This window comes from Flavobacterium davisii (assembly GCF_042182265.1).
Lineage (GTDB): Bacteria > Bacteroidota > Bacteroidia > Flavobacteriales > Flavobacteriaceae > Flavobacterium > Flavobacterium davisii.
Window position 1 is genome coordinate 1,167,092 of sequence record NZ_CP097869.1, and the last position, 26,574, is coordinate 1,193,665.

Sequence of the window (26,574 nt, forward strand, 5' to 3'; positions counted from 1 at the left end):
TAACCGTTTTGTTTGGCTGCTGATTGCGAGTGCAAATATAGGCATATTTTTTAATTAACAAATAATTTATTTACTTTTTTTGTGATTTTTTTTTAAAAACTAAATTTTAAAAACATCATTAGATTGTTTTGATCAAGCAATTTGTATATTTGACTTTTACTATATGGACTAAAAATGGAAAATATTAAACAATACGTTCAAAATAATAAAGAACGTTTTATTAACGAATTAATTGAATTATTAAAAATACCTTCAGTAAGTGCTGATAGCGCATACGCACAGGATGTAATGGATACGGCGGATGCGGTAAAAAAGAGTTTGGAAGAAGCAGGATGCGATTTTGTTGAACTTTGTGAAACACCAGGCTATCCAATTGTATATGGTGAAAAAATTATAGACAAAAATTTACCTACGGTTTTAGTATACGGTCATTATGATGTACAACCTGCGGATCCTATTGAACTATGGGATTCTCCTCCTTTTGAGCCTGTAATCAAGAAAACAGCACTACATCCTGAAGGCGCCATCTTTGCTCGCGGTGCTTGCGATGATAAAGGGCAAATGTATATGCACGTGAAAGCTTTTGAATATATGATTCAAAATAACTGTTTGCCTTGTAATGTAAAGTTTATGATAGAAGGTGAAGAGGAGGTAGGTTCTAAAAGTTTGGGTTGGTTTGTCGAAAGAAACCAAGATAAATTAGCTAATGATGTAATTTTGATTTCAGATACAGGTATGATTTCTAATGAACAACCTTCTATTACAACAGGATTGAGAGGGTTGAGTTATGTAGAGGTAGAAGTAACTGGACCAAACCGCGATTTGCATTCTGGTTTATATGGGGGAGCAGTTGCTAATCCTATTAATGTTTTAACCAAAATGATTGCCTCTTTGCATGATGAAAACAATCATATTACAATACCTGGTTTTTACGATAAAGTGGAAGAACTTTCAAATGAAGAAAGAACCCAAATGGCAAAACGTCCTTTTAGTCAACAAGCTTATAATAAAGCTTTAGATATTGCGGAAGAATATGGTGAATTAGGATATACGACTAACGAACGTAATTCGATTCGTCCTACTTTGGATGTAAATGGTATTTGGGGTGGTTATACAGGCGAAGGTGCTAAAACCGTTATCGCAAGTAAAGCCTATGCAAAAATTTCTATGCGTTTAGTGCCTAATCAAGATTGGGAAGAAATAACACAATTATTCCAAACACATTTTGAAAGTATTGCTCCAAAAGCGGTAAAAGTTAAAGTTACGCCACATCATGGTGGACAAGGTTATGTAACGCCAATTGATAGTATAGGTTATCAAGCAGCTGCTAAAGCTTACAATGATTCATTTGGAGTTGAACCTATTCCTGTTCGATCGGGAGGTAGTATTCCTATTGTAGCCTTATTTGAAAAAGAATTAAAATCTAAAACTATAATGATGGGATTTGGGTTAGATAGCGATGCTATTCATTCACCTAACGAACATTATGGTATTTTTAATTATTTAAAAGGTATTGAAACGATTCCTTTATTTTATAAATATTTCACAGAATTAAATAAATAAAGTCGTTGCAACTTTTTTGATTGAAACCCAATTCTAGATTTTAGTTTTTTTGGACTGCATAATAAGACTGTGGATCAAAAACAAATGGAATGTAGAGCAAAAGACTATTTTACAGTTTGTTAAAAAAGTTTTAAGCTATTTAAATAGCTGAAATTCTCCTAGTGCTTTGTAAAGTGAATAATGCAGGATAGTCTCTTTGGTATTGAAAAAGATATATAAAAGATTAGATTGTAACTATTTTAAAATCTAGATTCTTTAAATTTAAAGTCCGTTTTTGAAGTAATTTTATTCAAAAACGGACTTTTTTAGATAATAATTTTTTAAATTGAGAAATAGATTATATTGATTTAATTTAGATTAAACTTTGAAATTTTGTTATAAATAAAAAAGGATTTCAATTAAAAAATATGTGTTTTTAAAAAATTGGATTAACCTAAAAGATTGTTATTTTAGTGAAAGGGAAAAGTAATAGAGGTGCATTAAGCTATTGTCATTTAAATGTATACATCTAGTACGAAAAAAACGTTTATTTTATTTTTTTTTATTCTTTTTATCTTCATCACAAAATCTATTGCGTAATCTAGGTTTAAGATTTTTTCCTTAATTCATGAAATATCGGATTCCTATAAAGCTTCTAATTCCTTGATTAGGACCATATACATAAGTAGGGTCAAATGTAAGTGCGTATGGGTTGTCAGGAGTTGCTATTATATTGCCTCCTTTGTCGTATTGTACATTTTTGTCAAAAGGATCATCTGAACGTGCAATAATAAAAGGATTCCCTTTGTTAGGAGTCCAATTTAAGAAGTTTTTAATTCCTAAATAAATTTCACTATTTTTAAATTTATTAATCGTGCATTGAATATTTTGAATGCTATATGTTGATGAATATGGTTTTCTTGGATCAGCATTGCCTAATAGAGGCAATTTCATAGGGCCATATAGATTTCCTGTGTAATCAAATGATAAAGACCATTTTGGAATGGTATATGATAAAGACCATGTTCCTGAAAACCGTTCTGTTAATAATGGTTTTGTTTGTATTCCATCTGTATTTTTAGATACATCCATAAAAGTAGCACCTATACTAGCTTTTAATCCATTGCCTAAAATTAGATCAAAGTTGGAGCTTATTCCTTTTGATTCGGCAAAACCATTTAAATTTTTATAAATAATAGCATTTGTATTGGTTTCGTAATCAGGTAAAATGGTATTAGTGAAATAGGTGTACCAAATGGTATTTTCCCAGCTGATGAAGCTTCCATTTGTTAAATACCATTTATGTAAAACATTAATATTGGCGTTGTATGATTGTTCAGGTTTTAGGTTGCCTACGATGATTATTTCTCTTGCGCCTGTTAGAGCAGAATGTTCTTCGGCAAATAAATTTACAACTCTAAAACCAGTTCCCATATTAAGCCTTGTTATGGTATTATTGTTTATTTTCCATTTGTATGCCGCTCTAGGTGTAAAGATATTTCCATGATTTTTGTTAAAATCATATCGTATGCCTAATAATATATTATGTTGCTTATTAAGTTTTATTTCATCTTGTAAAAAAGTACTTAAAATCCAGTTTTTATCTGCTAGATGGGTTACAACTGTATTGTCATCGTAAAATTGATAGCGTGTAGCAAATCCGAAAAGGAAATCGTGTTTTTTAATGTTTTTATCCCATGTAAATTGTCCGAATCCAATGTTTTGTTGAGCTAAATAGATTGTGGTACCATAAGCTGCGTTTTGATTGTGATTAGTATAGGAAAAATTTATTTTCATTTTTTCATTTATAGGGAGTTCGTATAGCCCTAATATTTCATAACGTTTTGTGTAAATACTTTCGCCGTATACTTGATTGCCTCCTCTAAAAGATTTGTTCCATTGCATTTGTCCGCCCCATCGATCTTCATAAAAATAACGTCCAGCAATAGAAAAAACTTTTTTTGACGTTCTATTGAAATTCCATTTTTGAAAGACTGATATGCGATCTTGTAAGGTAACATCTGTAAAGTTATCTTTATTGTTGTCTATTGGATTAGAATAATTAAAATAATTGATTCCTGTTAATACAGCCGTGTTTTTAAAATTAAATTTAAAACCTAAGTCTAAATTGGCTTCACCCCAACTAGTAGAAAATCCATCGAAAGATAATTTGGAAACATTTTTTGGGTTTTTAGTAATGATATTAATTAATCCTCCTATGGCTTCGCTACCATATAAAGAAGAAGCAGGGCCTTTTATAATTTCTATGCGTTCAGTTAATGAATTAGGTATACCAGAAAGTCCGTATACGGTTGAAAGTCCGCTGACAATAGGCATCCCGTCTATCAATACCAATGTGTAAGGTCCTTCTAATCCATTGATGTGGATGTCTCCAGTATTACAAACGTTACAGTTTAGTTGAGGACGAACACCATTTATGTTCTGTAATCCTTCAAAAATATTAGAAACAGGATTTTTTTTAAAAAAAGTAGGCTTAAATACTTCAACAGGAACTGCGCTTTCTAATCGACTTACGGGTTTTAAAGTGCCTGTTATAACAATTTCGTCTAAATCATTGTGTTTTTCTTTTTTAGAGATTAAAGAAATGGTTAATTGAGTAGGGTTGTTGTCTTTTAAATAAATTTTCTTGTTAAATTTTTGAAAGCCTTTTTCTGTAATTTCTATTTCATAGAGACCTTTTTCTAATAAAGGAGATTTAAAATAGCCAAGAGAATCTGTTTTTGTTAATCCCGCTTTATTTATTAGTATTTCCATATAAGGCAATGGAATATTGTCTTCCGTTCGAACAATTCCTTCTATATGAATTTGAGAAAGAGAGGTTATAGAATGAGAGAGAAAAATTAATACATATATAAATCTCATTTTATTTTTATTTAAAATTATTTTTAGACAAAACTAAAAATTTTATTATTTTAAAACAAAACTTATACTTATATTTGTGTAAAAGAAATACAAATGACTCATTCTGAAGAGAATTATCTAAAAGTAATATATCATTTAAACGGAGCTTCGCATAAAGGAGTTAATACGAATGCTATAGCCTTTATGATGGAAACCAAAGCTTCTTCTGTAACGGATATGTTAAAAAAATTAGCGGAAAAAGAATTAGTAGATTATCAGAAATACCAAGGAGTTACTCTAACTGATAAAGGTTTATATACAGCTAAGATGATTATTAGAAAACACCGATTGTGGGAGGTTTTTTTGGTAAATAAATTAGGTTTTGCATGGGATGAAGTTCATGAATTAGCAGAGGAATTAGAACATATAAAATCTGAAAAACTAACGGATAAATTGGATGAATTTTTAGATTTTCCAACCTTTGATCCACATGGAGATCCTATACCTAATAAAAATGGAGAGATAAAATGGATTCCTAAATTACTTCTTAGCGAAGCAGAATTAATGATTGATTATCTTTTTGTAGGGGTTAAAAATTCATCAACTGAATTTTTACAATATTTGGATAAGCAAAATATATCATTAGGTTCTACAATTAGTATAATAAGTAAAGAGGAATTTGATGCCTCCCTTTATATTAAAATAGATAATCGAGATTTAATGATTTCCAATAAAATTGCAGAAAATTTATTTATTAAATTAAAATAATCATGAGTAAATCATTAGAAGAAGTACATGAAAGCGTGTCAACACAAAACAAGACATCCTGGTTTAGACGTACTTTAGCTTTTTTAGGTCCTGCCTATTTAATTAGTGTTGGATATATGGATCCAGGTAATTGGGCTACGGATTTAGCAGGAGGAAGCCAATTTGGGTATAGTTTATTATGGGTCTTACTTATGAGTAACATAATGGCTTTGTTATTACAAAGTCTTAGTGCTAGATTAGGTATTGTAACGCAGCGTGATTTAGCACAGGCTTCTCGTGAAACGTACTCGCCTCTTGTAAACTTGTTTTTATATATATTAGCTGAAATAGCCATTGCAGCTTGCGATTTAGCAGAAGTTTTAGGAATGGCCATAGGTATTAATTTGCTATTCGGAATGCCTTTGCTGCAAGGTGTAATGATTACTGTTTTAGATACCTTCTTATTACTTTTTTTAATTAATAAAGGAATTAGAAAAATGGAAGCTTTTGTTATAACATTAGTTGCCATTATTGGAGCTTGTTTTGTTTTTGAAATGATGTTTGCTGAACCCGAAATGACTAAAGTTGTTAGTGGACTCATTCCGTCCATTTCAAATCAAACAGCTTTGTACATAGCAATAGGAATAATAGGAGCTACAGTTATGCCTCATAATTTATATCTTCATTCTTCTTTAGTACAAACACGTAAATTTGAACGAACTAAAGCGGGTATTAAACAAGCTATTAGGTATAATATTATAGATTCTACTATTGCGCTAAATTTAGCTTTTTTTGTTAATGCAGCTATCTTAATTCTAGCAGCAGCTACATTTTATAAGAATGGACTTTATGAAGTAGCGGAAATACAAGATGCACACCAATTGTTAGCACCGATGTTAGGTACAAAATGGGCTGCTTCATTATTTGCTATCGCTCTAATAGCAGCGGGGCAAAGTTCAACTATTACGGGTACATTAGCGGGACAAATTGTAATGGAAGGCTATCTAAATTTACGTATCCAACCATGGGTAAGGCGTATTTTAACTCGATTAATAGCTATAGTACCTGCTGTTATTATCATTACCATGTTTGGTGAAGATGTAACAGGAAAGATGCTTATTTTTAGTCAAGTCATTCTGAGTATGCAATTAGGTTTTGCAATCATTCCTTTAATTCATTTTGTGAGTGATCCAGCTAAAATGAATGGTTTTGAAATAAATAAGTTTACACAAGTTGTGGCATGGATTATTGCTTTAATTATCGTAAGTTTAAATGTGAAATTGGTTTTTGGAGAAATACAAAATGTACTTGAAATGTACAATAATGCAATTAGCCTATGGTTAACTGTGGTGCCTATTAGTATAGGTTTTGGTGTACTGCTTTTATATATCATATTTAAACCTTTTTTTAAACCTACGTTTAATGAGTATAAACATACGACTCATCAGAATAGTGTTCTTAAACTTAATACAACAAATGCCATTAGTAGAAAAAATATTGCCATTGCATTAGATTTTTCAAATGCAGATGAGCTAGCTGTAAAGCACGCTATTGAGTTAGGAGGAAAGGAAGCTAATTATACCTTGATACATATTGTAGAAAGTGTAGGCGCTATTTTTTATGGGCAGTACATAAAAGATCAGGAAACAAAAATGGATAAGAAATTATTAAATAAGTATCAAGATCATTTGATAGAGTTGGGATATATGGTAGAATGGCAACTCGGATTTGGTAAACCTACAAAAGCCATAGCTAACATTATTAATACAAATAAATTTGATATTTTAGTAATGGGAACGCATGGACATACGGGATATAAGGATATGCTTTTTGGCACAACAGTTGATAAGTTAAGACATGCGATATCAATCCCTTTGTATATTGTTAAAAAGGAATAAATGAATATAATTCTTATGAAAAAGACTTTTAACCTATTACTGTTTACAATCCTTTTTGTTAGTTGCGGAAGCAATCGTTCTATTTCTCAAATAGATCAAAAAATTGAGGGTACAAAAGGAAAAAAAATTGTGTTACAAAAGGTTTTTAATGATTCTAGATGCCCAGAGGGAGTAAAATGTATTTGGGAAGGAGAAGTAACAATACAACTTGCGTATTGTGAAGATGGGCAAATAAAAGAAGAAAAACAATTTATTGTAAGAGCAAACGAACAAGAAGAAATTTTAGAATGGTTTCGTTCCCATTTGCCTAAATCTGAGAAGATTTTACAAACCATAAGTGTTTTACCAGCTAAAAAAGGAGATGGCAAACAAATTCGTTCAACGGATTATACTATACTATTAGGGTATTAGTGGCAATTACAATTAGTATCACATGAATTCTTTGGTTTTTTTTTGCCAAAGAATTTTTTGTATAAGTAACTTACAGCTAAAATAAGTAGCAAAAAAGCAATTATTTCTTGTATCATAATTCTGGGTTTAAAACATGTTTTACTGATTTACTCAATTCAGTATTAGAAATCTATTTGTTTTTTCTATTAAAGAGTGTATTCATATTTTACCCATCAAAATAGGATAGTATTATTTTGATGAGTAAAATTTCCTTGTATTTTTACTTCTTTACTTTTTTAATCGTCATGGTATTCTATCCTGTAACCTGAGTTGAATAAAAAGTTATATGATCTGCTATTTTAAAACTTGATATGCAATAAAGGAAACTAAATAGGCAAATCCAGACATGAAGAGTAATTGTATTATAGGCCATGTCCAACTATTTGTCTCTTTTTTTGTAATAGCCAGTGTGCTTATACATTGCATAGCAAAGGCATAAAACAATAACAAAGAAACGCCAGTAGCGGTATTAAATAATTTTTCTCCTGTATGAGGATTTATTTCTTTAGCTAAACGGTTTTTAACGGTAGCTTCCTGATCTTCGGAGTCTTCAATGCTATAAATGGTAGCAAGAGTGCCTACAAAGACTTCACGCGCTGCAAACGAAGAAACAATGGCAATTCCTATTTTCCAGTCATAACCTAATGGTTTAATTATGGGTTCTATTCCTTTACCTATTTTACCAATGTATGAATTTTCAAGTTTATAGGAAGCTATCCGATTTCCTAAATCCTTAGTTGATTTAGATTGTTCTGTTATGATTTTTTCAGCATTCTTAAAGTTTTCTCCAGGACCATAGGAAGCTAAAAACCACAAAATAATAGATAATGCCAAAATAATTTTACCAGCACCCAAAACAAAAGATTTTGTTTTTTCAATTACATTAATTCCCACATTTTTAAACATAGGTAATTTGTAATTGGGCATTTCAATAACAAAATAAGAATTAGAACGGATGTGTAATGATTTATGCAAAATCCAAGCAGAAATGAGAGCCATTAAAAAACCAATTAGATACATAGCCATTAGAGCCAATCCTTGCATGTTAAAAATATACAAAATGCGCTGATTAGGGACTATTATGGAAATAATGATAGCATATACAGGTAGCCTTGCTGAGCAGGTTGTAAAAGGTGTTACTAATATAGATATTAAACGTTCTTTCCAATTTTCAATATTTCGTGTAGCCATGATAGCAGGAATTGCACAAGCAGTACCAGAAATCAAAGGAACTACACTTTTGCCAGAAAGTCCAAATCGACGCATTAATTTGTCCATTATAAACACGACTCGACTCATATAGCCACTTTCTTCTAAAATAGAGATAAACATGAATAGAAAGGCGATTTGTGGAATAAAAATAATAATACCTCCTATTCCTGGTATAATGCCTTGTGTAATTAAATCTGTTAAAATACCTGCTGGTATTTTAGTTGCTACCCAACCAGCCAAAGAAGTAAAACTATTATCTATAAAATCCATAGGAATACTTGCCCAATCAAAAATAGATTGAAAAATGAGCATTAGGATAAAAAAGAAAATAAAATATCCCCAAACTTTATGCATTAAAATACGATCTAGATGGCTACGTAAATCTTTGGCTTGATTAATATCAATCTTTTGTCCTATTTTGAGCGTTTGATTAATGAATTGATAACGTTTAATCGTTTCTTTGTGTTGAAGACGTTTTAATTGATCTTTTGATTTAGTAAATGAAGGATCGGGCAGTTCTTTACGATCTAAGTTAATAAAGTTTATATCTTGTGTAATTACTAACCATAGTTTGTATAATAATTGATTCGGAAAGGCCTTTTGTAGATCGTTAAAATACTCTAAATCAATTTCAGAAGCGTTTAAACAAGGTTCAATTGGTAGGTTTTTATAATTAATAATTAAATTTTTCAGCGTGTCTATTCCTTCTCCTTTTCGTGAACTTACCAAAGCAATTTTGGTTTTGAGTGTTTTTTCTAGATAAGGAATATCCAATGAAATCCCTTTGTATGACATTCTATCTGCCATATTGATGACCAAAATAGTTGGAATTTCTAAATCTTTTATTTGGGTAAAAAGTAGTAAATTTCGTTTTAAATTTTCGACATCTGTTACTACTATTGCTACATCAGGATAGTCTTTGTCATTTTTGTTTAAAAGTAATTCAATTACCACATTTTCGTCTAATGAACTTGCATTTAAACTATAGGTTCCAGGTAAATCGAGTATTGTAGCTTTTAGATTAGAGGCTAATTTAGATATGCCTACTTTTTTTTCAACAGTAATTCCTGGGTAATTTCCAACTTGTTGATTTAATCCTGTAAGTTGATTAAAAACAGAAGTTTTTCCCACATTGGGATTACCAATTAATGCAATGTTAATATTACCAACTTTCATTAATCAATATCAAAAAGGGTTACTTGAATAGCATCAGCTGTTTCTTTTCGGATAGCTAAATGAGAATCATTAACTAATAGATATAATGGATCACCCAGAGGAGCTACTTGTAATAATTGAACTTCATTACCAGGAAGACATCCCATTTCTAATAATTTTAAAGGTATACTGTCAATATCAAAATCGTCGATTTTTGCCTTTTGACCTTCCGTTAATTGGGATAAGTTAATCTTCACTTGTTTATTTAGATTGAATTAAGATTACAAAAATAGGAAAATATATTGATGAATAGACTATAAATTGATTGGATGATTGTAATTTAAATCCCAATTCTCTATTAGACTCGAACGAGGTGAATTGGCGAAGCAAATTTATTTTACTTTTTTTAAAAAAAAATCAAGTAGGTATGCCCTTTTAATCATCAAAATAGTTCTTTATTTCTTCTTCTAAAATTTTCCGTGAGTACTTGAACATATCCTAAATTCTGCATTTGACTTCGAGGTAAAGATGAAAGGTGAAGTAAATGAATATGCACAAAAAATTTTTCTAGCAGATGGGGGATAACTGCCGTAATTTGATGTTTGTTTTATCACAAAGTTTGAAGCACGAAATGAAATGAATCCTTTTTTATATTGATGCCAATTGAATCAAGTTTATCTTTTATAAGTACGAAATAGGTGAAATGTCATATTTTAAAAAAGTTAGGATTAACTGGTTCAAAATTATGATCCTGATATCCAATTCAGATTCCCGAATATATTTTGAATAGCTTATTTGATATAAATTAAGATTTTATATGAGATATTTCTAATTGTATTTTTTGAGTTAAGCTTTTAAATACTAAATCATAGGAATGATTAATTAATTCTACTATCATCTTATCAGAAACATCGTCTTTATATTTAATGGTATTCCAGTGTTTTTTATTCATGTGATAACCTGGTCGTATAGCATTATATTCTACGCGTAATTGTTGTGCTTTTTCAGGATCACATTTTAGATTTAGAGAAGGGCTTCCTTTTTCCCACTCGTTTAAAGAAGTTAAACAAAATATTTTGCCTCCTACTTTAAAAACTAAAATATCTTGGTCAAAGGGGAAATGCTCAGTAACGCCTTTTTTGGATAAGCAAAAATCATAAAGTTGTTCTATATTCATTTTGTATCATTTATTGAATTATTTTTTCCATCATTCGTTCAGGATAAGCAAGTTTTTTAAAACCAAATTTTTCATATAAAAAGTGCGCATCTCGGGTTGCTAAACGCCAAATTTTAACTTCTTGTAAACGGGGATCTTCTAACATTCTTTTTATTAATATTGAAGAGTATCCGTTTCCTCGATAATCTTCGTTTATAAAAACATCCATTACATAAGCAAAAATCACATAATCTGTGATTACTCTAGCAAAACCAATTTGTTCTTCTTTGCGATACAAACCAAAACATACGGAAGAGTCTATTGCTTTTTGTACTTCTTCTATCGTTCGAGGTGCAGACCAATAAATGTCTTTTAAGAAATGGTGAATAAAAGAGATGTCTAATCTGGATTTATCGGTTGAAACTTCTACTAACATTTTAGCGTGTTTTGGGATGGTTTTTAGCATACAAAATGGGCTTACTAGGGCTTGCATCATTTTCAAAAGAAGCTATTTGTAAATTTAGCAAGTAGGTACCATCGGTAATTATATTATCAACAAAAATCATTTCGGTAATTGTACAATCCATACGAGCATCAGGATTTAATTGATTTATATTTTTTACATTCCAAAATGCTTTATGAGCTAATAACTTGCCTTCATCATTTTCTCTATCTATACTAGGTAAATCAATTAACAGGTGTTTAATGCCTATTTCTCGTAAATAAACCGCCGTTTCTTCCGTTAGATAAGGAGGATTTGTGTTTGAGTACTTTTTTGATTTTTTATCTTTATTATTAGGGATAGTACGTATTATTAGTGCTTGAAAAGGATGAAAAGCTTTTTCTTTTTCACTTAAAGTTATGAGTTTGTCTTCTACTCTTTTTTTTGTAATAATAAAATCTTCATCCATTGGTTCAGGCTGTATTGTAATTACTTTGGCTATAAAGAAAAATTCTTTTAAACAGTCATTAATACTGTAAAAATTTCTTGTGATATGTCCTAAGCATTCCGTATGAGTACCATGTCCGTGGGGGTTGAAAAGGATGGAATTAAAATTAACTGAACTGCCCTCGGAGACTTTACCAACCCACTCATCAAAGCGAACGGGTTCTATTATTGGTTTTTCTATGTACCAAGCAATTGGATTTTTCTCGGTATTACTTAATGGGATCGAAATATCAAAGGGTTTTGATAAGTCGAAAATAAGATGGTCTACTTTTAAAATCATTTTAGTATAAAACGCACAAAAATTACACAAAAGCTATTGAAAAAGATCTTAATTTTGTCATTTCAATCAAGGGGAAAAATGGCATAGTCCTAAATAATACAATCCTTCCTGAAGTAAGGCGACAAATTAATTAGTACTACTTTTCTTATAATTTCATTTTAGATGTCCCTCGTGGTTATTCAAATTTAAAAAAAATAAATCACTTGCTATGCCATCACAAAAGAATTTTCCTTTGCGTGTGGTTTTTAAGATATTGTCTTTTAATATCAATTGTTCATTATTTAGGAATGGTTGTACATTTTTTATTAGATATTCAAAATAGTTATTTCCAAATTCTTTTCTAATTCGTTCTAAAGAAACGCCCCAAACAGTTCGTAATCCTGTCATTACATACTCATTGTAACGATCTGTTAACGTAAGAGTTTCTATTTCCGTTGGTAATTTGTTTTCTTGTAACGATTTTATGTATAGTGAATTATTGGTTATATTCCAACTTCGATTAATTCCGTTATAGCTATGAGCAGAAGGGCCTATGCCTAGGTATTTTTTTCCTAACCAATAGGCTGAATTATTTCTAGAAAAATAATTTTCTTTTCCAAAATTGGATAATTCATAATGTATAAAACCTTTTTTTTCTAAAGTGTCAACAAGTAACAAAAACTGTTCGTGAGCAATTTCTTCGTCTGGAGATGAAATTTTACCAGCTTGGATAAATTTTTGTAAAGCGGTTTTGGATTCAACAGTTAAAGCATAACTGGAAATATGAGGAATATTTAGATCTAATAAGACTTGAATATTGTCTAACCACATTTTATTTGTTAACCCTGGAATTCCATATATTAGATCGACTGAAATATTATCAAAATATTGGGTGGCCAATTTTAAACTTTTTTTTGCTTGATGTGCGTTATGTGCACGATTCATTAGTTGTAAATCTGCTTCATGAAAGGACTGTATACCAATAGAAAGACGGTTGATCCCAACGGATTTTAAATCCTGAAATAAATGACTTCTTTCTAAATCATCAGGATTAGCTTCTAAGGTGATTTCTGGATTATTAGCAACTTTATAATTTTTGTAAACTTCATTAATCAAAAGCTGTATATCCTTAATTGCTAATACAGAAGGAGTTCCACCTCCAAAATAAATGGTTTCCACTACCTCATTTCTAAATTCTATTTTTCGCATGACGATTTCCTTTACTAATGCTTCAATCATTTCGTCCTTTTTTTTAAATGAAGTTGAAAAATGAAAATCACAATAATGACATGCTTGTTTGCAGAATGGTATATGAATGTAAATTCCGGACATATTTTTAATTGTAGGAAAACTTTAATTAACAGTTAATTAGTTTGAAAAACGATCTAAAATTATTTATTTTTTATTCTTTCTTCATTTTGCTTTACAAATGCTTCCCAACCAGAATAACTTTTGCCCAATTCAATTTTTCCAGAGTTAAAAAAATGGCATACTGCGGCGGCTAAACCATCTGTAGAATCTAAATTTTTAGGAAGTTCTTTTAATTTTAAAAGCTGTTGAAGCATTTTAGCTACTTGTTCTTTACTGGCATTACCATTTCCTGTAATTGCCATTTTTATTTTTTTAGGTTCATATTCCGTTATAGGTATCTGGCGTGATAAGCCCGCTGCCATAGCGACTCCTTGTGCACGTCCTAATTTTAGCATTGATTGTACATTTTTGCCAAAAAAAGGGGCTTCAATGGCAATTTCATCAGGATGATACGTGTCTATTAATTCTATAGTCCGTTCAAAAATTTTTTGGAGTTTTAAATAATGATTATCATACTTGTTTAATAGTAATTCATTTAATTGAATAAATTCCATTTTTTTATTTACGACTTTAATTAATCCAAATCCCATAATAGTAGTTCCCGGATCAATACCTAAAATTATTCTTTCGTTTGTCAAATTTTTTATTTCAAGTTTTAAGTTTCAAGTTCAAAGTTTTGTTACTTTGCTCCAATGCAAAAAATACCCAACAAATCTAAACAATTCTTGACACTTCTTCTTAAACTAATTGTTGTAGGAGGAGCTTTTTATTTTATATATGAAAAGTTGTCAACTCAATCCGCTGTAGATTTTAATCGTTTTAAAAATCAAATTTTATCAAAACAACCTTGGTATACGATTGTTTTTATCTTATTTTTATCTGTTTTAAACCGGTTTATCGAAATTTTAAAATGGCAAAATTTAGTTCAAGAGATAAAGACTATTTCATTAGTTGAATCTACAAAACAGGTTTTAGGGGCCTTAACTTTAGCTTTGTTTACACCTAACGGAATAGGAGAATATGCAGGTAAAGCTTTGTTTTTTCAGAAGAGTCAAACTTCCAAGGTTATTTTTTTAAATCTTATTTGTAATGGTGTTCAGTTAATCTTAACCGTATTTTTTGGCATACTGGGATTGTTGTATTTTAATGCGCATTTTGAAGTCATAAGTTCTAAAATGATTTTTGCTATTTTAGGTTTTTCTATCTTTTTAATACTAACAATTATATTCTTAAAAAAGATTAAAATAGGAAAATATTCTATAGAAGGACTGGTGTATAAAATCAATACAATTCCTAAAAAGATACACCAAAAAAATGTGTTTTTGGGTTTTTTGCGCTATTTAACATTTTCTCATCAATATTATTTTTTGTTTTTATTTTTTGGGGTTGATTTACCTTACTTACTTCTGATGAGTGTAATTACATCGGTATATTTTTTAGCATCATCATTGCCTTCCTTTCAATTTTTGGATTTTGCGATAAAGGGAAGTGTAGCTGTTTTTTTCTTTGGGTTATTAAAAGTGAATGAATGGATTGTTCTTTTTATTAGTAGTTTAATGTGGATTTTAAATACTGTTTTACCTGTAGTTATAGGAAGTTATTTTGTGCTAAATTTTAAATTGATAAAATCAAATAAACAAGAACAATAATGGATGTTTTTGTATTGATAATTTATTTAATTTTAGTTGGCTATAGCATCAATATTTTTTGGTTATGCGTTGGTTTTACTAAGGTTAAAAAATTTTCATATAAGCAAGTCGATCCTAAAACTACATTTTCAATAATTGTTCCTTTTCGAAATGAGAATGAAAACTTACCCAATCTGCTAGCTTCCTTTAAAAAAATAAATTATCCGAGTTATTTATTTGAAGTTATTTTGGTAGACGATGATTCAGATGTTAAATTTGAGGTGTTAGATTATAATTATAAAATAGTTTTGATAGATACTATTCGAAAATCTGATGCTCCTAAAAAAGACGCTATTAATACAGCTATTGCTATAGCTCAAAATGATTGGATTATCACCACGGATGCAGATTGTATAGTGAATAAGGAATGGTTAACTATTTATGATGCTTTTATTCAGGAAAATAAACCTAAAATGGTAGCATCAGGTGTCTTATTTAATCCTATTAAAAATTTTTTACAAAATTTTCAGTATCTAGATTTGTTAAGTTTACAAGGTACTACTATAGGTAGTTTTGGGAATAGTCAAGCTTTTATGTGTAATGGGGCTAATTTTTGTTATCTAAAATCTTTTTTTGAGGATTTAAAAGGTTTTGAAGGAAATGAAAAAATTGCTAGTGGCGACGATGTTTTTTTACTTCAGAAAGCAATAAAAAAAGATTTAAAAAGAGTTTATTTTCTTAAAAATAAAAAAGCCACCGTTTATACAAAAACGGAACCTACCTTTAAAAGATTATTTTATCAACGGGTCAGATGGGCAAGTAAGACAGGAAATTATCAATCTATTTATAGTAAACAATTAGGACTTTCTGTTTTTTTGATGAATTTTGTTCTTATATTACTCGTTTGTAGTTCTCTTTTTTTTGGTTTTGGAGGTAAACTCTTAATTATGGTTTTAGCCATTAAGTCTTTAGTTGATTATGTTTTATTTAGAATATCTTCTCAATATTTTGAAAAACCATTAAGGTTTTTAATTCTTTCTATTTTTATTTACGCTTTTTTTAGTTCATTCGTTGTAATTTATTCCTTATTTGGTCAATATAGTTGGAAAGGAAGAACCTTTATGAAGTAAAAAACTATTTTAATTTAATTGGGATGAAAAATTCTGATTTTACTTTCATTCCTCTTTTTATAGCAGGTTCAATTACAGGAAAATGAACCAATTTAGAGCGTAAAATACTATCTGTGTATTCAGGATCCACCGCACTAGATGGTAATATTGTCGAAAAATCTACTTTTGAATTAGGATAAATTACAACCCGTATTTTTAAAGAATCTAGTCTGGGTAATAATGTTTTAACAGTATCGGTTGTTATTTTTTCATAAATATTTTTGGTTAATGTTTGAAAAAAGCATTCTTTTCTTAATTCTTTATCTGCTATAGATTCACATTCCATTATAGAAGGATATTCATCTACTGTATACCAATTTATTTTACTCAATTCTTTTTTTAAAAGATCTTCTTTGTTTGGTTCTTTTTTTTCAAAATATTGACAGCTCACTACAGAAAATGAAGCGATCAATACTAATAAATTATTTTTTATAAGGTTCATTATGTCAAATTCTTTTTAGTTTTTACATTTATAGGACAAAAATAATAAAATATTTTATGGATTTAGCATTGGTAATTATTGGTTTTTTATGTGTTTTAATAGGGATTATAGGAAGCGTTTTGCCTGCGTTACCTGGGCCAAGTTTGAGCTGGGTTGGATTGTTATTTTTGTATCTTACCAAAGCTATTCCTTTTAATTATTGGATTTTAGGAATAAGTCTGTTAGTCACTATAATTGTTATCATTTTTGATTATTTAATTCCAGCACAAGGAACAAAACGTTTTGGCGGATCTAAATATGGTGTTTTGGGAACAAATATTGGGCTAATTGTTGGTCTTTTTATTCCTCCTATTGGTTTTTTAGTAGGGCCTTTTGTAGGAGCTTACTTGGGTGAATTGTTTTTTGATTCTCAAAATCATAAAAGAGCATTTAAAGCTGCATTAGGTGCATTTGTTGGTTTTGTTACTTCTACACTAATTAAACTATTTGTTTGTATTGCTTATTTAGGTTTATTTGTTTATATCTTTTGGGGTTATAAAGACCAATTAATATAGCAGAACGTAAAGGATGTTTAGATATAGAAATTATTTCACCTAGAGTATTTACCAAATATAGAATGGATCTGTGCTATGAATGTATATTACAACCAGGATTTAACCTATTTTTCATGAACACTTGAACTTATTGGTATATTTTGTTTTATAACGAAGTCTATATGAAATCTGGGTTTGATGCTAAAGTTATAAGTGAAATATAATACTAATAATAAAAAAACCGCCTTTCTTATTTATTGTTCTCAATAATTAAGAAAGGCGGGGGCTTATTTTTATAAGATATATAGTGTATTAGAAGTTATAGGAAAACGTAAAGTTCCACGTTCTACCAAAACCAAAGAATACTTGATTGGCATTAGCTATTCCTTTGTACAAACGGTTTGAATTTGCATAAGTTGTACCAGCTGGAGCATTAGCTACTTGATCATCTGCAAAAATATTAGTTCTAGATTCAGAAATATAAACAGTATTTAAGACATTATTTATATTCACTCTAAAGTTAAAATAGTCGTTACTATCTTTTACTCTATATGTTTTAAACGAAAAACCAGCATCTAATAAACCATAACTAGGTAATTGTAATGCGCCTTTATTGTTAGCAGATGTGAAATTTTGAGTGTTTATAGCAGCATATAGTTTGTCTGTGTATAAATAGGTAGCATCAACTTTTAGTCCTTTTAGAATTTCATAAGTTGCACCTGCACTAGCTGTAGTTTGAGCTACATCACCTACTTTCAGGTTGTCTAAATACAACGTTTCTGGTTTTCCTCCTGTAATTTGATTATTGTTAGCATCAAAACGATCACTTGTAGCATTGTTTTTATATCTCCAATCACCGATAGAACCCATTAGGTTAATTGTTAAATTGTCAATCGGTTTTATGCTTGTCTCTAACTCAATACCTTTGTGTACTTGTTGAATACCGCTGAAGTTATAGTAGCCTCCTACATTTGCAACATCAAAATCTAATTGTCTTTGGAAGCGATCTTTCCAACTAGTATAGTATACATTTAAATTAGCATTAAAAATAGAAGATTTAAAACCATATCCACCTTCTAATCCTAGTATTTTTTCATTTGTAAGATTTCCTGCTACTATAGAAAGGTTGTTAGGGTAAACAGCGTTGTAAAAAGGTTGTTTTGAGTAATAACCTCCATTAACGAAAATATTCATTTTTTCGTTAATATTATAATTTAGTCCTCCTTTTATATTTCCGCCTATTATATTTTTGTAATCTGTTGAATATAAAGGATCTGATACTTTGTATGTAAATGTATCTACGCGTTTAAATCCTTGTTGTGATACTGCTCCTTGAAAAAAAGCTGTTAACTTATCTGTTGAATATTCTAATTGTGTAAATGCACCATACCATCTAACATGTCCATCATTATTATATTCAATTCTTTCTTGGTCTTTTACATTGCTCCAAGGGTTAAATGAAGGCTTTGCTGAGTATGTCTGATATAAAACTCTATTAGGATTGTTTATATCTCTATTATCTTTAAAACCATCTGCTCCTAATAAATCAACCAAATTTCTGAAATGGTAGCCTATATAAGTTCTTGCATCTATACCAAAATCTAAAGTTAATGTTTTACTTAACTTAGTATTTAAGTTTATAATAGCACCATACCAGTCGTGTGAATTTATATTAGCTCTTTTAGTAAAGCCTGTGGCTCTATCTGTTAGATATAAACCATTTGAATTGGGTGAAATTTGGGGTCCTGTTATTGGAGTTACAGATTCTCCTTTAGATGCTACATACTCTCCTCTATTGAAAGCTACGAAGTCATTAAACGGAACTAATCCACTAGCGGTCTTAAATGTTGTAGGTGTTTTGCCTGTAAAGCCTGAACCTGCCCCACGTCCCCAAGAACCGTAAAAAACAGAAGATAATTTTACTTTATCGCTAAATTTAATATCATAATTAAGGGAAGCTACAGGTTTGTGATAGTAGTTAGTAACCCAAGAATATTCTTGTCCATTCAAATAACCCCAATCTGAATTGTATTTTATATTAGGTTCTCCATTTGAACCATATTTAATATAATCAGCAATAGTATTTGCAAAACTTCTTTGGTTATGCCATTGTGGAGCACCTGTGAATGTAAATTGTAAATTGTGTTTTTCATTAATATCATATCCCAAACCAATGAAATAACTTTGCCCAAAATACTTAGTCCCATTAGCATATCCATTTCCTTGTGTACTACTTAATAAGAAAGAAGCAGATAGCCCGTTTTCGAGTTTACCTGTTGAATATGATGCCAATGTTTTTATATGGTCATTATTTGCAATGGTTGCTGATAAACTACCTCCTTTTTTAGCGTCTGCTGTTCGAGTAACAACATTAATTGTTCCTCCTACAGAAGATATTGCTAATTTTGAAGATCCTAATCCTCTTTGTACTTGCATAGCAGTTGTTACATCTGATAAACCAGCCCAGTTACTCCAGAAAACTAAACCATTCTCCATATCGTTTACTGGTACACCATTTATCATAACGGCAATATTTTTTTGATCAAAACCACGAATGTTAACACGCGAATCACCAAATCCCCCTCCCGACTTTGTTGCGTATACAGATGGAGTAGTTGCTAATATTTCAGGAAATTCCTTTGTTCCTAATTTTTCTCTGATTTCAGATGCTTTAATTGTTGAAACGGCTACAGGAGTTTTACGATCTTTTGCAATATCTACTACAGTAGATTTAATGACAACTTCTCCTAATACATTTCCTTTATCTTTTAATACTATAATGCCTAGATCTGCTTTTCCATTAGAAACGGTAAAAGCGACTCTTTTGGGTTCAAAACCTAAATAAGTAATTAATAAATTTCCTTTTGTGTTTTTAGTTTCTATTAAAAACCCACCATCAAAAGCTGATGATACATTTTGCCTCGTTCCTTCAAGAGCCACATTTGCACCAGGTAGTGCACCTGTTTCATCTTGGATCGTTCCCATGATCTTATTTTGTGCAAAAAAGGAAGCACAAGCTAACATCATAGTTGCCAAAAACCAATTTTTCATGTTCTTCATTTGTTGTGTTTTTAGATTTAAAAGTGATGGTACAAAATTCAAACATATTTAATGAGGTAATGTTAAGGCAATGTTAATTTTTAAAAAAACTTTAACACAACTATAGGTTGAATGTGATTTTTTTTGTTTATAAAATCACATTCAACTCTGTTTTTTGTTTTTTTTTTGCAAAAACTTATTCCTTTATAAATTTATTTAACAGGAATAGGGTGGAAGAATCGTGTGATTCAAAATGAGGTGTGTTAAATTCTTCTAAAATTTTATGGGCTAGTTCTTTACCTAATTCTACTCCCCATTGATCATAACTAAAAATGTTCCAGATGACTCCTTGTACATATATTTTGTGTTCATATAATGCAATTAAACTTCCTAATGTTTCGGGTGTAAGTTGGTTTATTAAAAGAGTATTAGTTGGTTTGTTTCCGTCAAATATTTTATATGGTAGTAATTCTTGTTGTTTGACTTTATCTAGATTTCGTTTTTCAAGTTCACTTATTACTTGTTTTTCATTCTTTCCATTTAATAATGCTTCCGTTTGAGCAAAAAAATTAGCCATGAGTTTTTGATGATGCGCTACATTACCATGTAATGATTTTTTAAATCCTATAAAGTCGGTAGGGATTAATTTAGTGCCTTGGTGTATAAGTTGGAAGAAAGCGTGTTGAGAATTTGTTCCTGGTTCTCCCCAAATAATAGTACCTGTTTGATAATCTACAGGAACACCTAAACGACTTACTTTTTTTCCATTACTTTCCATAATACCTTGTTGAAGGTAAGGAGCAAATTTTTGTAAATATTGCGTATAGGGAATAATAGCTTCTGTTTCTGCATTAAAGAAATTGTTGTACCAAATACTTAAAAGTCCCATAATAACGGGAATGTTTTTATTTAATGGGGTATCTTTAAAATGCTGATCCATTTTGTAAGCTCCAGACAATAATTGTTCGTATTGTTCGTATCCTATAGATAAGGCAATAGAAAGACCGACAGCTCCCCATAATGAAAAACGACCTCCTACCCAATCCCAAATGGGAAAAATATTATTAGTATCTATTCCAAATTCTACTGTCTTTTTTATTTCCGTTGAAACTGCGACAAAATGATTCTTTATAAATTGTTCATCAGTATGTGCTAATAACCATTTTTTAGCAATAAAAGCATTGGCAAGAGTTTCTTGTGTTGTAAATGTCTTTGAAACAACGATAAATAAAGTGGTTTCAGGATTTAAGTTTTTTAAGATTTCAAAGGAATGGTCTCCATCAATATTAGAAATAAAATGAATTTTAAGATGATTTTGGTAATAGGATAGGGCTTCCGTTACCATAGCAGGTCCCAAATCAGAACCTCCAATGCCTATATTTACGATGTCTGTAAAAGGCTTACCGCTATATCCTTTTCTTTTTCCAAGAATAATTTCCTCAGAAAATTGTTTTATCTTTTCTTTTACCTCCCATATATCTTGAATGATATTTGTATTATCTAAATGTAGTTCGGCTGTTTTAGGTGCTCTTAGAGCAGTATGTAATACTGCTCGGTTTTCAGTTTTGTTTATTTTACTTCCAGAAAATTGTAAGGTTATCGCTTCTTTTAATAAGCATTCTTCTGCTAATTCTATTAATAATGATAATGTCGTTTCGTTAATTCTGTTTTTTGAATAATCTAAGAGAAAATGATTCCATTCAACATGGAATTTTTCTGCTCTTTTTGTGTCATTTCTAAACATTTCTTGCATAGAAATGTCTTGTATTTCGGTAAAATGTTTTTTTAATTTATTCCAAGCAGTTGTTTTAGTAGGGTTTACGGAAGGGAAATTCATATTGAAGAGTTAAATTATATTCAGAGATTGTAAATATTGAGTTTAGTTTGGTGTAGGTTTTTTGAACGTATTTACTATACGTGTTCTCCCCAGTTTTTTAGTTCTTCTTCAGACCATAATTCGGGGAAAAATATACGGCGTTGGTAGCGTGGGTGCATATATTTTTTCCAATCGCTTCCTCCTGTTGCTTCGCCATTGCCTTTGCCGTTATCTATGTATTTTTGAGCTGCACGATAATGTCCCATTACCCAAGTAATGTTTACGGTATAATCGTAATGGCGCATGGCTTGAATTAGTTTCGTGTTTTCTTGGTCTTCAGTGGGTAATTGTTTGAACTTACGCCATAAATTTATAGTGTTATATTCCTCCATGATTTGAAGGAATTCTTTTTTATATTTTTCTTCAAACTGTTCTAAGAAATAGGATTTTTTACCTGTTTCATAGTTTTTGCCAGCAGCTTGCCAATACAAATGTTCAAAAGCATGAGTATAAGAAGTATTTCTGTCAATAGTTGATCTATAGCGGTAATCAATGAGATTAATTAAATCAGTCGAGCAAAACTCAATCATACGATATTGAGCGCTTTGAAAACCGCTTGCAGGGGTAAGCGTATGGCGAAATTTCATGTATTGTTCTACCTCCATGCCTTCTCCCATTATAGTAAAAGAGGTAGTTAGCATGTCAAAATAACGACTAATACGCATAAGTCTATCTGTAAAAAAATGAGTTGTTAGTTTTTCTGCATACGAAACCTGTTTTATTTCCCATAAGATCATTTTAAACAAAAGTTCGTTTACTTGATGATACATGATAAATACATTTTCATCTGGAAATACAGTTCTCTGATTTTGAAGACTTAAAAGCGTGTCTGTTTGTATGTAATCCCAGTATGTAATGGGTTTAGACCAAAGAAGCCCTTCTAAATAGGCTTCTGTTTTTTGATCTAAAGATTGGTATTTTTGATCAATTTTATCTACTAAGTTAGAATAATCATTCATTTTATTAATTTTTTACAATTAAAAAAGGGTTTTTAAGTCCTCTAAAATTATCTAAATCTGCTTTTAAAGAGCCTACTGCTAAACTAGCTTTGATTCGTAGTGGTATTTTGTTTTCGTCATCGCTTACCCATACGGTTAGGCTTTCTTCTTCCTTGAAAACTCTACCGTGTTGAACAAGTGGTCTGAATATTAATGTTTTAACTTCTCCGAATTTTGTGCTAATAGTTTCTCGACCTAGAAAACGCATTTTAAATTTGTAAACTTCATCATCAAAAAACATATCAATAATGATTGATTCACCTACTGCTAGTCCACTCGCTTTAGGATGATTTCTTAAATAATAAAATGATGAAACGATATCTTGTACATTTTCTGTAACGGATAAACTTTTTTCTGTTTTATTTTTATAATCTTTAACCAAAATCGAATTTTTAGCTTGATTAAAAAATCCCTCTTGATCTTTAGTGTATCCTCCTTCATCAATTTTTCGAAGATATTGATAAGGTTTGTTTGTTTCTTGGTCGAAAATGCTTTGATAATGGTCTTCAACTTTAAAAAAGAAACGGGACATTCCTGTTGTATATCCATGTCCTACAGCGTAAAAGCATTTTCGATTATTTCTAATCGCATCTTTTAATTCTAACGTTGCGTAGCCCGCATTTACTATACCGTAGTGAATTCTGTATTTTAACCATTCACCTACTCCGAAAGCTTCATTTTTTTGTTCTGCAATCTGAAATGATGATAAACCTAAAACGGCTATGAATAGTAGAAGTTTTCTTTTCATTTTTATATATTGATAGTTTGGATATCAAACATTACAATTTTTATTCCAAAAGTAATAAAAAACAAAAAAACCCAATCAGAAAATGACTGAGTTTTTATGTTATTAACCAACCAAAAAACTATAAATCATGAAAATTTATAAAGTTCAGAGGGAACCACCCCTCAAAAGCATAGTACAAAGATAGGTTAATCATTTATAAAAAGTGTAACAGAAAATTGATTTTAACAAATTTTTATCAAAATTAAGACTTTTTTAAGGTTTGTTTTTAAATTTTATTCATCAAAAAAAGCTTTTGAGTAATAATTTTTTATAAATTATTCAAAACCTAGTTTTGTCCGAACTCTTTTTATGACGTTATTTGCTATTGCAGAAGCTTTTTCAGCACCAATTTGTAATACGCTATCCAACTCAGTTAAATTATTCATGTAATAATTATAACGTTCTCTTTCAAAGGCAAAACGCTCAATGATTAAATCATATAGTGCTTGTTTAGCATGTCCAAATCCAAAATTACCTGCTAAATATTTATCTCTTAGGAGAGTTGTTTGTTCTTCGGTTGCTAATAATTTATATAAGGCAAAAACATTACACGTTTCAGGATTCTTAGGGTCTTCAAGTGGTGTACTGTCTGTTTGAATTGCCTTAATTTGTTTTAATAAGGCTTTGTCGTCTAAAAAAATATTAATTGTATTATTTCGTGACTTGCTCATTTTTTCACCATCCGTACCAGGAATAAGCATTGTATCTTCTTCTGTTTTTGCTTGGGGTAAAACGAAAGTTTCTCCCATTTGATGATTAAAACGTGAGGCCACATCACGTGTAATTTCTACATGTTGTAATTGGTCTTTTCCTACGGGAACAATTTCTGCATCATAAGCCAAAATATCGGCAGCCATCAGCATCGGATAAGTAAATAGACCTGCGTTTACATCTTCTAATCTATCTGCCTTGTCTTTAAATGAGTGTGCTAGAGTTAATCTTTGAAAAGGGAAAAAACAACTTAGGTACCAAGTTAGTTCTGTAACTTGCGGAACGTCACTTTGGCGATAAAAAGTTACTTTGTTAATATCTAACCCACAAGCTAACCAAGCGGCAGCTGTGCTATAAGTATTGTTTTTTAAAAGAGTTCCATCCTTTATTTGCGTTACAGAATGTAAATCTGCTATAAATAAAAAAGATTCGTTTTCAGGCTGGTTAGCCATTTTTATGGCAGGTATAATTGCGCCTAAAAGGTTTCCTAAATGAGGAGTTCCTGTACTTTGTACTCCAGTTAATATTTTTGCCATTATAATTTTAAAAATGATATTTTCGCAAAGGTAATTTTTTTAACTCATATTTAAAGTAAATAATCATTGTTATGCAAATGTTAAAAATTCTTTTTTGGAGTATCTGGCGTTTATGGTTTTATGTATTAGTTTTAATACCCATCCTTATTATGTCTCCTTTTTTAACTCTATCTCTTTCTAGAGACTCGTGGTATCCTTATTTTTTTAAGATGGCACGTTTGTGGGCTAAAACGGTTCTTTATGGTATGGGTTTTTATTATAAAATAAAAGAAGATGAAGAAGTTTTATCAGGACATAGTTATATGTTTATAGCAAATCATACTTCAATGACAGATATTATGTTGATGTTGGCTGTTGTGAAAAATCCTTTTGTTTTTGTAGGAAAAAAAGAATTAGTTAAAATACCTATATTTGGTTTTTTTTACAAGAGAGCTGCTATTATGGTAGATCGAGAAAGTATGAGAAGTCGATCAGAAGTATATGAAAGAGCGAAAGCACGAATAGAACAAGGATTGAGTATTTGTATATTTCCTGAAGGTAAGGTGCCTGATGATGAAAGTGTTGTTTTAGATGAGTTTAAAAGCGGAGCCTTTAATATTGCAATAGATCACCAATTAACCATTGTACCTATGGTTTTTTATGATAATAAAAATCTCTTTTCGTATACTTTTTTTAGTGGTAAACCGGGTTGTTTGAGAGTTAAGTTTTTATCTTTTGTGAGAACAAAAGGAATGGGGCACGATGATAAAAAAACAATTAAAGAGAAAGCAAGAGGACTTATTATGAAAGAATTAATGAGTGATTCTATTTATATGAAATGCTCTAATTAAATATCTTGAATATAAATATTCATCAATAAGTTTACTTTATATGAATATTGAAGAATCCATCCTGTTTTTGAGAAAAAAAATCTTAAAAACGGGATTTTTATTTTAACCTACATTACGCATAGACTTTGTGGAAATTAGAGGTATTTGGCGAGGCGTTTGTCACTTCGATCCAAGGGAGAAGTTCTATTGCCAATAGTATGTCATTTTTCCTGTTGTATAAATGACAAAATTATCAATTTTTAGGATAGATTAATTATCCTAAAAAAAAGAAGTGTTTTTTAGATTTAAAATCTTTTTTATTAGCACAATAACAATGCCTCTGTTTGCATATCCTTTTAACCCAGATTTCAAGAAAGTATTATTCTTTGACAAATGAGAGCTAACTTGCACTTGCGAGCAAAGCCTATGTAAAAAATGATGAATCTATCCCCTCCAAATTTTGGCTGAAATGTAAAAAGGCTTCCAAATGGAAGCCCTTTGAGAC

At 30.4% G+C, this 26,574-nt stretch carries 22 protein-coding genes; 8 read left to right on the plus strand and 14 right to left on the minus strand.

Going from position 1 to position 26,574, the window contains the following annotated elements:
- The first annotated feature begins 174 nt into the window (after positions 1 to 174).
- Entirely contained in the window at positions 175 to 1,563 is a 1,389-nt protein-coding gene (locus NAB20_RS04820) for a dipeptidase (RefSeq protein WP_105195976.1), read from the plus strand.
- Positions 1,564 to 2,163: 600 nt separating this feature from the next.
- On the opposite strand, the gene NAB20_RS04825 is transcribed toward NAB20_RS04820, so the two are convergent.
- Positions 2,164 to 4,425 (minus strand): TonB-dependent receptor domain-containing protein, encoded by a 2,262-nt coding sequence (locus NAB20_RS04825; RefSeq protein ID WP_375605610.1) that lies wholly within the window; start codon positions 4,423 to 4,425, stop codon positions 2,164 to 2,166.
- Between the two features lie 93 nt (positions 4,426 to 4,518).
- Here NAB20_RS04825 and NAB20_RS04830 point away from each other — a divergent pair, with 93 nt between their 5' ends.
- The 3 genes from NAB20_RS04830 to NAB20_RS04840 are packed head-to-tail and all read left to right on the plus strand — an operon-like array spanning position 4,519 to position 7,460.
- Positions 4,519 to 5,172 carry a metal-dependent transcriptional regulator gene (locus tag NAB20_RS04830; RefSeq protein ID WP_105195977.1) on the plus strand — a complete coding sequence of 218 codons (654 nt, stop codon included), beginning with the start codon at positions 4,519 to 4,521 and terminating at the stop codon, positions 5,170 to 5,172.
- Positions 5,173 to 5,174: 2 nt separating this feature from the next.
- Entirely contained in the window at positions 5,175 to 7,049 is a 1,875-nt protein-coding gene (locus NAB20_RS04835; protein WP_105195978.1) for an Nramp family divalent metal transporter, read from the plus strand.
- Positions 7,050 to 7,460 (plus strand): hypothetical protein, encoded by a 411-nt coding sequence (locus tag NAB20_RS04840; RefSeq protein WP_375605611.1) that lies wholly within the window; start codon positions 7,050 to 7,052, stop codon positions 7,458 to 7,460.
- A gap of 333 nt (positions 7,461 to 7,793) precedes the next feature.
- Here the strand turns inward: NAB20_RS04840 and feoB are convergent, their stop codons facing one another.
- From feoB to ruvC, 7 genes are all read right to left on the minus strand, one after another.
- Complete coding sequence (gene feoB / locus NAB20_RS04845) at positions 7,794 to 9,887, minus strand: ferrous iron transport protein B (RefSeq protein ID WP_375605612.1); 2,094 nt, start codon at positions 9,885 to 9,887, stop codon at positions 7,794 to 7,796.
- Positions 9,887 to 10,123 (minus strand): FeoA family protein, encoded by a 237-nt coding sequence (locus NAB20_RS04850; protein WP_088390714.1) that lies wholly within the window; start codon positions 10,121 to 10,123, stop codon positions 9,887 to 9,889. The genes feoB and NAB20_RS04850 overlap by 1 nt, the downstream gene beginning before the upstream one ends.
- Positions 10,124 to 10,671: 548 nt before the next feature.
- Positions 10,672 to 11,043, minus strand: coding sequence for an MmcQ/YjbR family DNA-binding protein (locus NAB20_RS04855; protein WP_127823476.1), 372 nt, complete (start codon positions 11,041 to 11,043; stop codon positions 10,672 to 10,674).
- Positions 11,044 to 11,053: 10 nt separating this feature from the next.
- Positions 11,054 to 11,458 (minus strand): GNAT family N-acetyltransferase, encoded by a 405-nt coding sequence (locus NAB20_RS04860; RefSeq protein WP_088390710.1) that lies wholly within the window; start codon positions 11,456 to 11,458, stop codon positions 11,054 to 11,056.
- A gap of 1 nt (position 11,459) precedes the next feature.
- Positions 11,460 to 12,251 (minus strand): cyclase family protein, encoded by a 792-nt coding sequence (locus NAB20_RS04865; protein WP_105195983.1) that lies wholly within the window; start codon positions 12,249 to 12,251, stop codon positions 11,460 to 11,462.
- 153 nt (positions 12,252 to 12,404) lie between these two features.
- Positions 12,405 to 13,562: a radical SAM family heme chaperone HemW gene (hemW, locus tag NAB20_RS04870; protein ID WP_105195984.1), complete on the minus strand. Its 1,158-nt coding sequence runs from the start codon at positions 13,560 to 13,562 to the stop codon at positions 12,405 to 12,407.
- A 59-nt stretch (positions 13,563 to 13,621) separates the two neighbouring features.
- Positions 13,622 to 14,179 (minus strand): crossover junction endodeoxyribonuclease RuvC, encoded by a 558-nt coding sequence (gene ruvC, locus NAB20_RS04875; protein ID WP_088390704.1) that lies wholly within the window; start codon positions 14,177 to 14,179, stop codon positions 13,622 to 13,624.
- Positions 14,180 to 14,233: 54 nt separating this feature from the next.
- Here ruvC and NAB20_RS04880 point away from each other — a divergent pair, with 54 nt between their 5' ends.
- Together NAB20_RS04880 and NAB20_RS04885 are read left to right on the plus strand one after the other, a co-directional pair.
- The gene (locus NAB20_RS04880; protein WP_105195985.1) at positions 14,234 to 15,190 is read left to right on the plus strand and encodes a lysylphosphatidylglycerol synthase domain-containing protein; all 957 of its coding nucleotides are present in this window, start codon (positions 14,234 to 14,236) and stop codon (positions 15,188 to 15,190) included.
- Positions 15,190 to 16,299 (plus strand): glycosyltransferase, encoded by a 1,110-nt coding sequence (locus NAB20_RS04885; RefSeq protein ID WP_375605613.1) that lies wholly within the window; start codon positions 15,190 to 15,192, stop codon positions 16,297 to 16,299. The genes NAB20_RS04880 and NAB20_RS04885 overlap by 1 nt, the downstream gene beginning before the upstream one ends.
- Before the next feature lie 4 nt (positions 16,300 to 16,303).
- Here the strand turns inward: NAB20_RS04885 and NAB20_RS04890 are convergent, their stop codons facing one another.
- Positions 16,304 to 16,780 carry a hypothetical protein gene (locus NAB20_RS04890; RefSeq protein WP_088390698.1) on the minus strand — a complete coding sequence of 159 codons (477 nt, stop codon included), beginning with the start codon at positions 16,778 to 16,780 and terminating at the stop codon, positions 16,304 to 16,306.
- A gap of 56 nt (positions 16,781 to 16,836) precedes the next feature.
- On the opposite strand from NAB20_RS04890, the gene NAB20_RS04895 reads away from it, so the two are divergent.
- Complete coding sequence (locus NAB20_RS04895; protein WP_375605614.1) at positions 16,837 to 17,334, plus strand: DUF456 domain-containing protein; 498 nt, start codon at positions 16,837 to 16,839, stop codon at positions 17,332 to 17,334.
- 291 nt (positions 17,335 to 17,625) lie between these two features.
- Here NAB20_RS04895 and NAB20_RS04900 read toward each other — a convergent pair whose 3' ends face one another.
- From NAB20_RS04900 to trpS, 5 genes are all read right to left on the minus strand, one after another.
- The gene (locus NAB20_RS04900) at positions 17,626 to 20,373 is read right to left on the minus strand and encodes a TonB-dependent receptor domain-containing protein (RefSeq protein ID WP_105195987.1); all 2,748 of its coding nucleotides are present in this window, start codon (positions 20,371 to 20,373) and stop codon (positions 17,626 to 17,628) included.
- Between the two features lie 175 nt (positions 20,374 to 20,548).
- On the minus strand, positions 20,549 to 22,189 hold the full coding sequence (pgi, locus tag NAB20_RS04905) for a glucose-6-phosphate isomerase (protein WP_127823479.1): 1,641 nt from the start codon (positions 22,187 to 22,189) through the stop codon (positions 20,549 to 20,551).
- A 74-nt stretch (positions 22,190 to 22,263) separates the two neighbouring features.
- Positions 22,264 to 23,187: a tryptophan 2,3-dioxygenase family protein gene (locus NAB20_RS04910; RefSeq protein ID WP_088390690.1), complete on the minus strand. Its 924-nt coding sequence runs from the start codon at positions 23,185 to 23,187 to the stop codon at positions 22,264 to 22,266.
- Positions 23,188 to 23,191: 4 nt separating this feature from the next.
- The gene (locus NAB20_RS04915) at positions 23,192 to 23,974 is read right to left on the minus strand and encodes a DUF3108 domain-containing protein (protein WP_375605615.1); all 783 of its coding nucleotides are present in this window, start codon (positions 23,972 to 23,974) and stop codon (positions 23,192 to 23,194) included.
- A 314-nt stretch (positions 23,975 to 24,288) separates the two neighbouring features.
- Positions 24,289 to 25,260, minus strand: a complete 972-nt coding sequence (trpS, locus tag NAB20_RS04920; RefSeq protein ID WP_088390686.1) for a tryptophan--tRNA ligase — start codon at positions 25,258 to 25,260, stop codon at positions 24,289 to 24,291.
- A gap of 209 nt (positions 25,261 to 25,469) precedes the next feature.
- Between trpS and NAB20_RS04925 the strand changes: the two genes are divergently transcribed.
- Positions 25,470 to 26,090: a lysophospholipid acyltransferase family protein gene (locus tag NAB20_RS04925; protein ID WP_317125569.1), complete on the plus strand. Its 621-nt coding sequence runs from the start codon at positions 25,470 to 25,472 to the stop codon at positions 26,088 to 26,090.
- Positions 26,091 to 26,574: the final 484 nt, after the last annotated feature.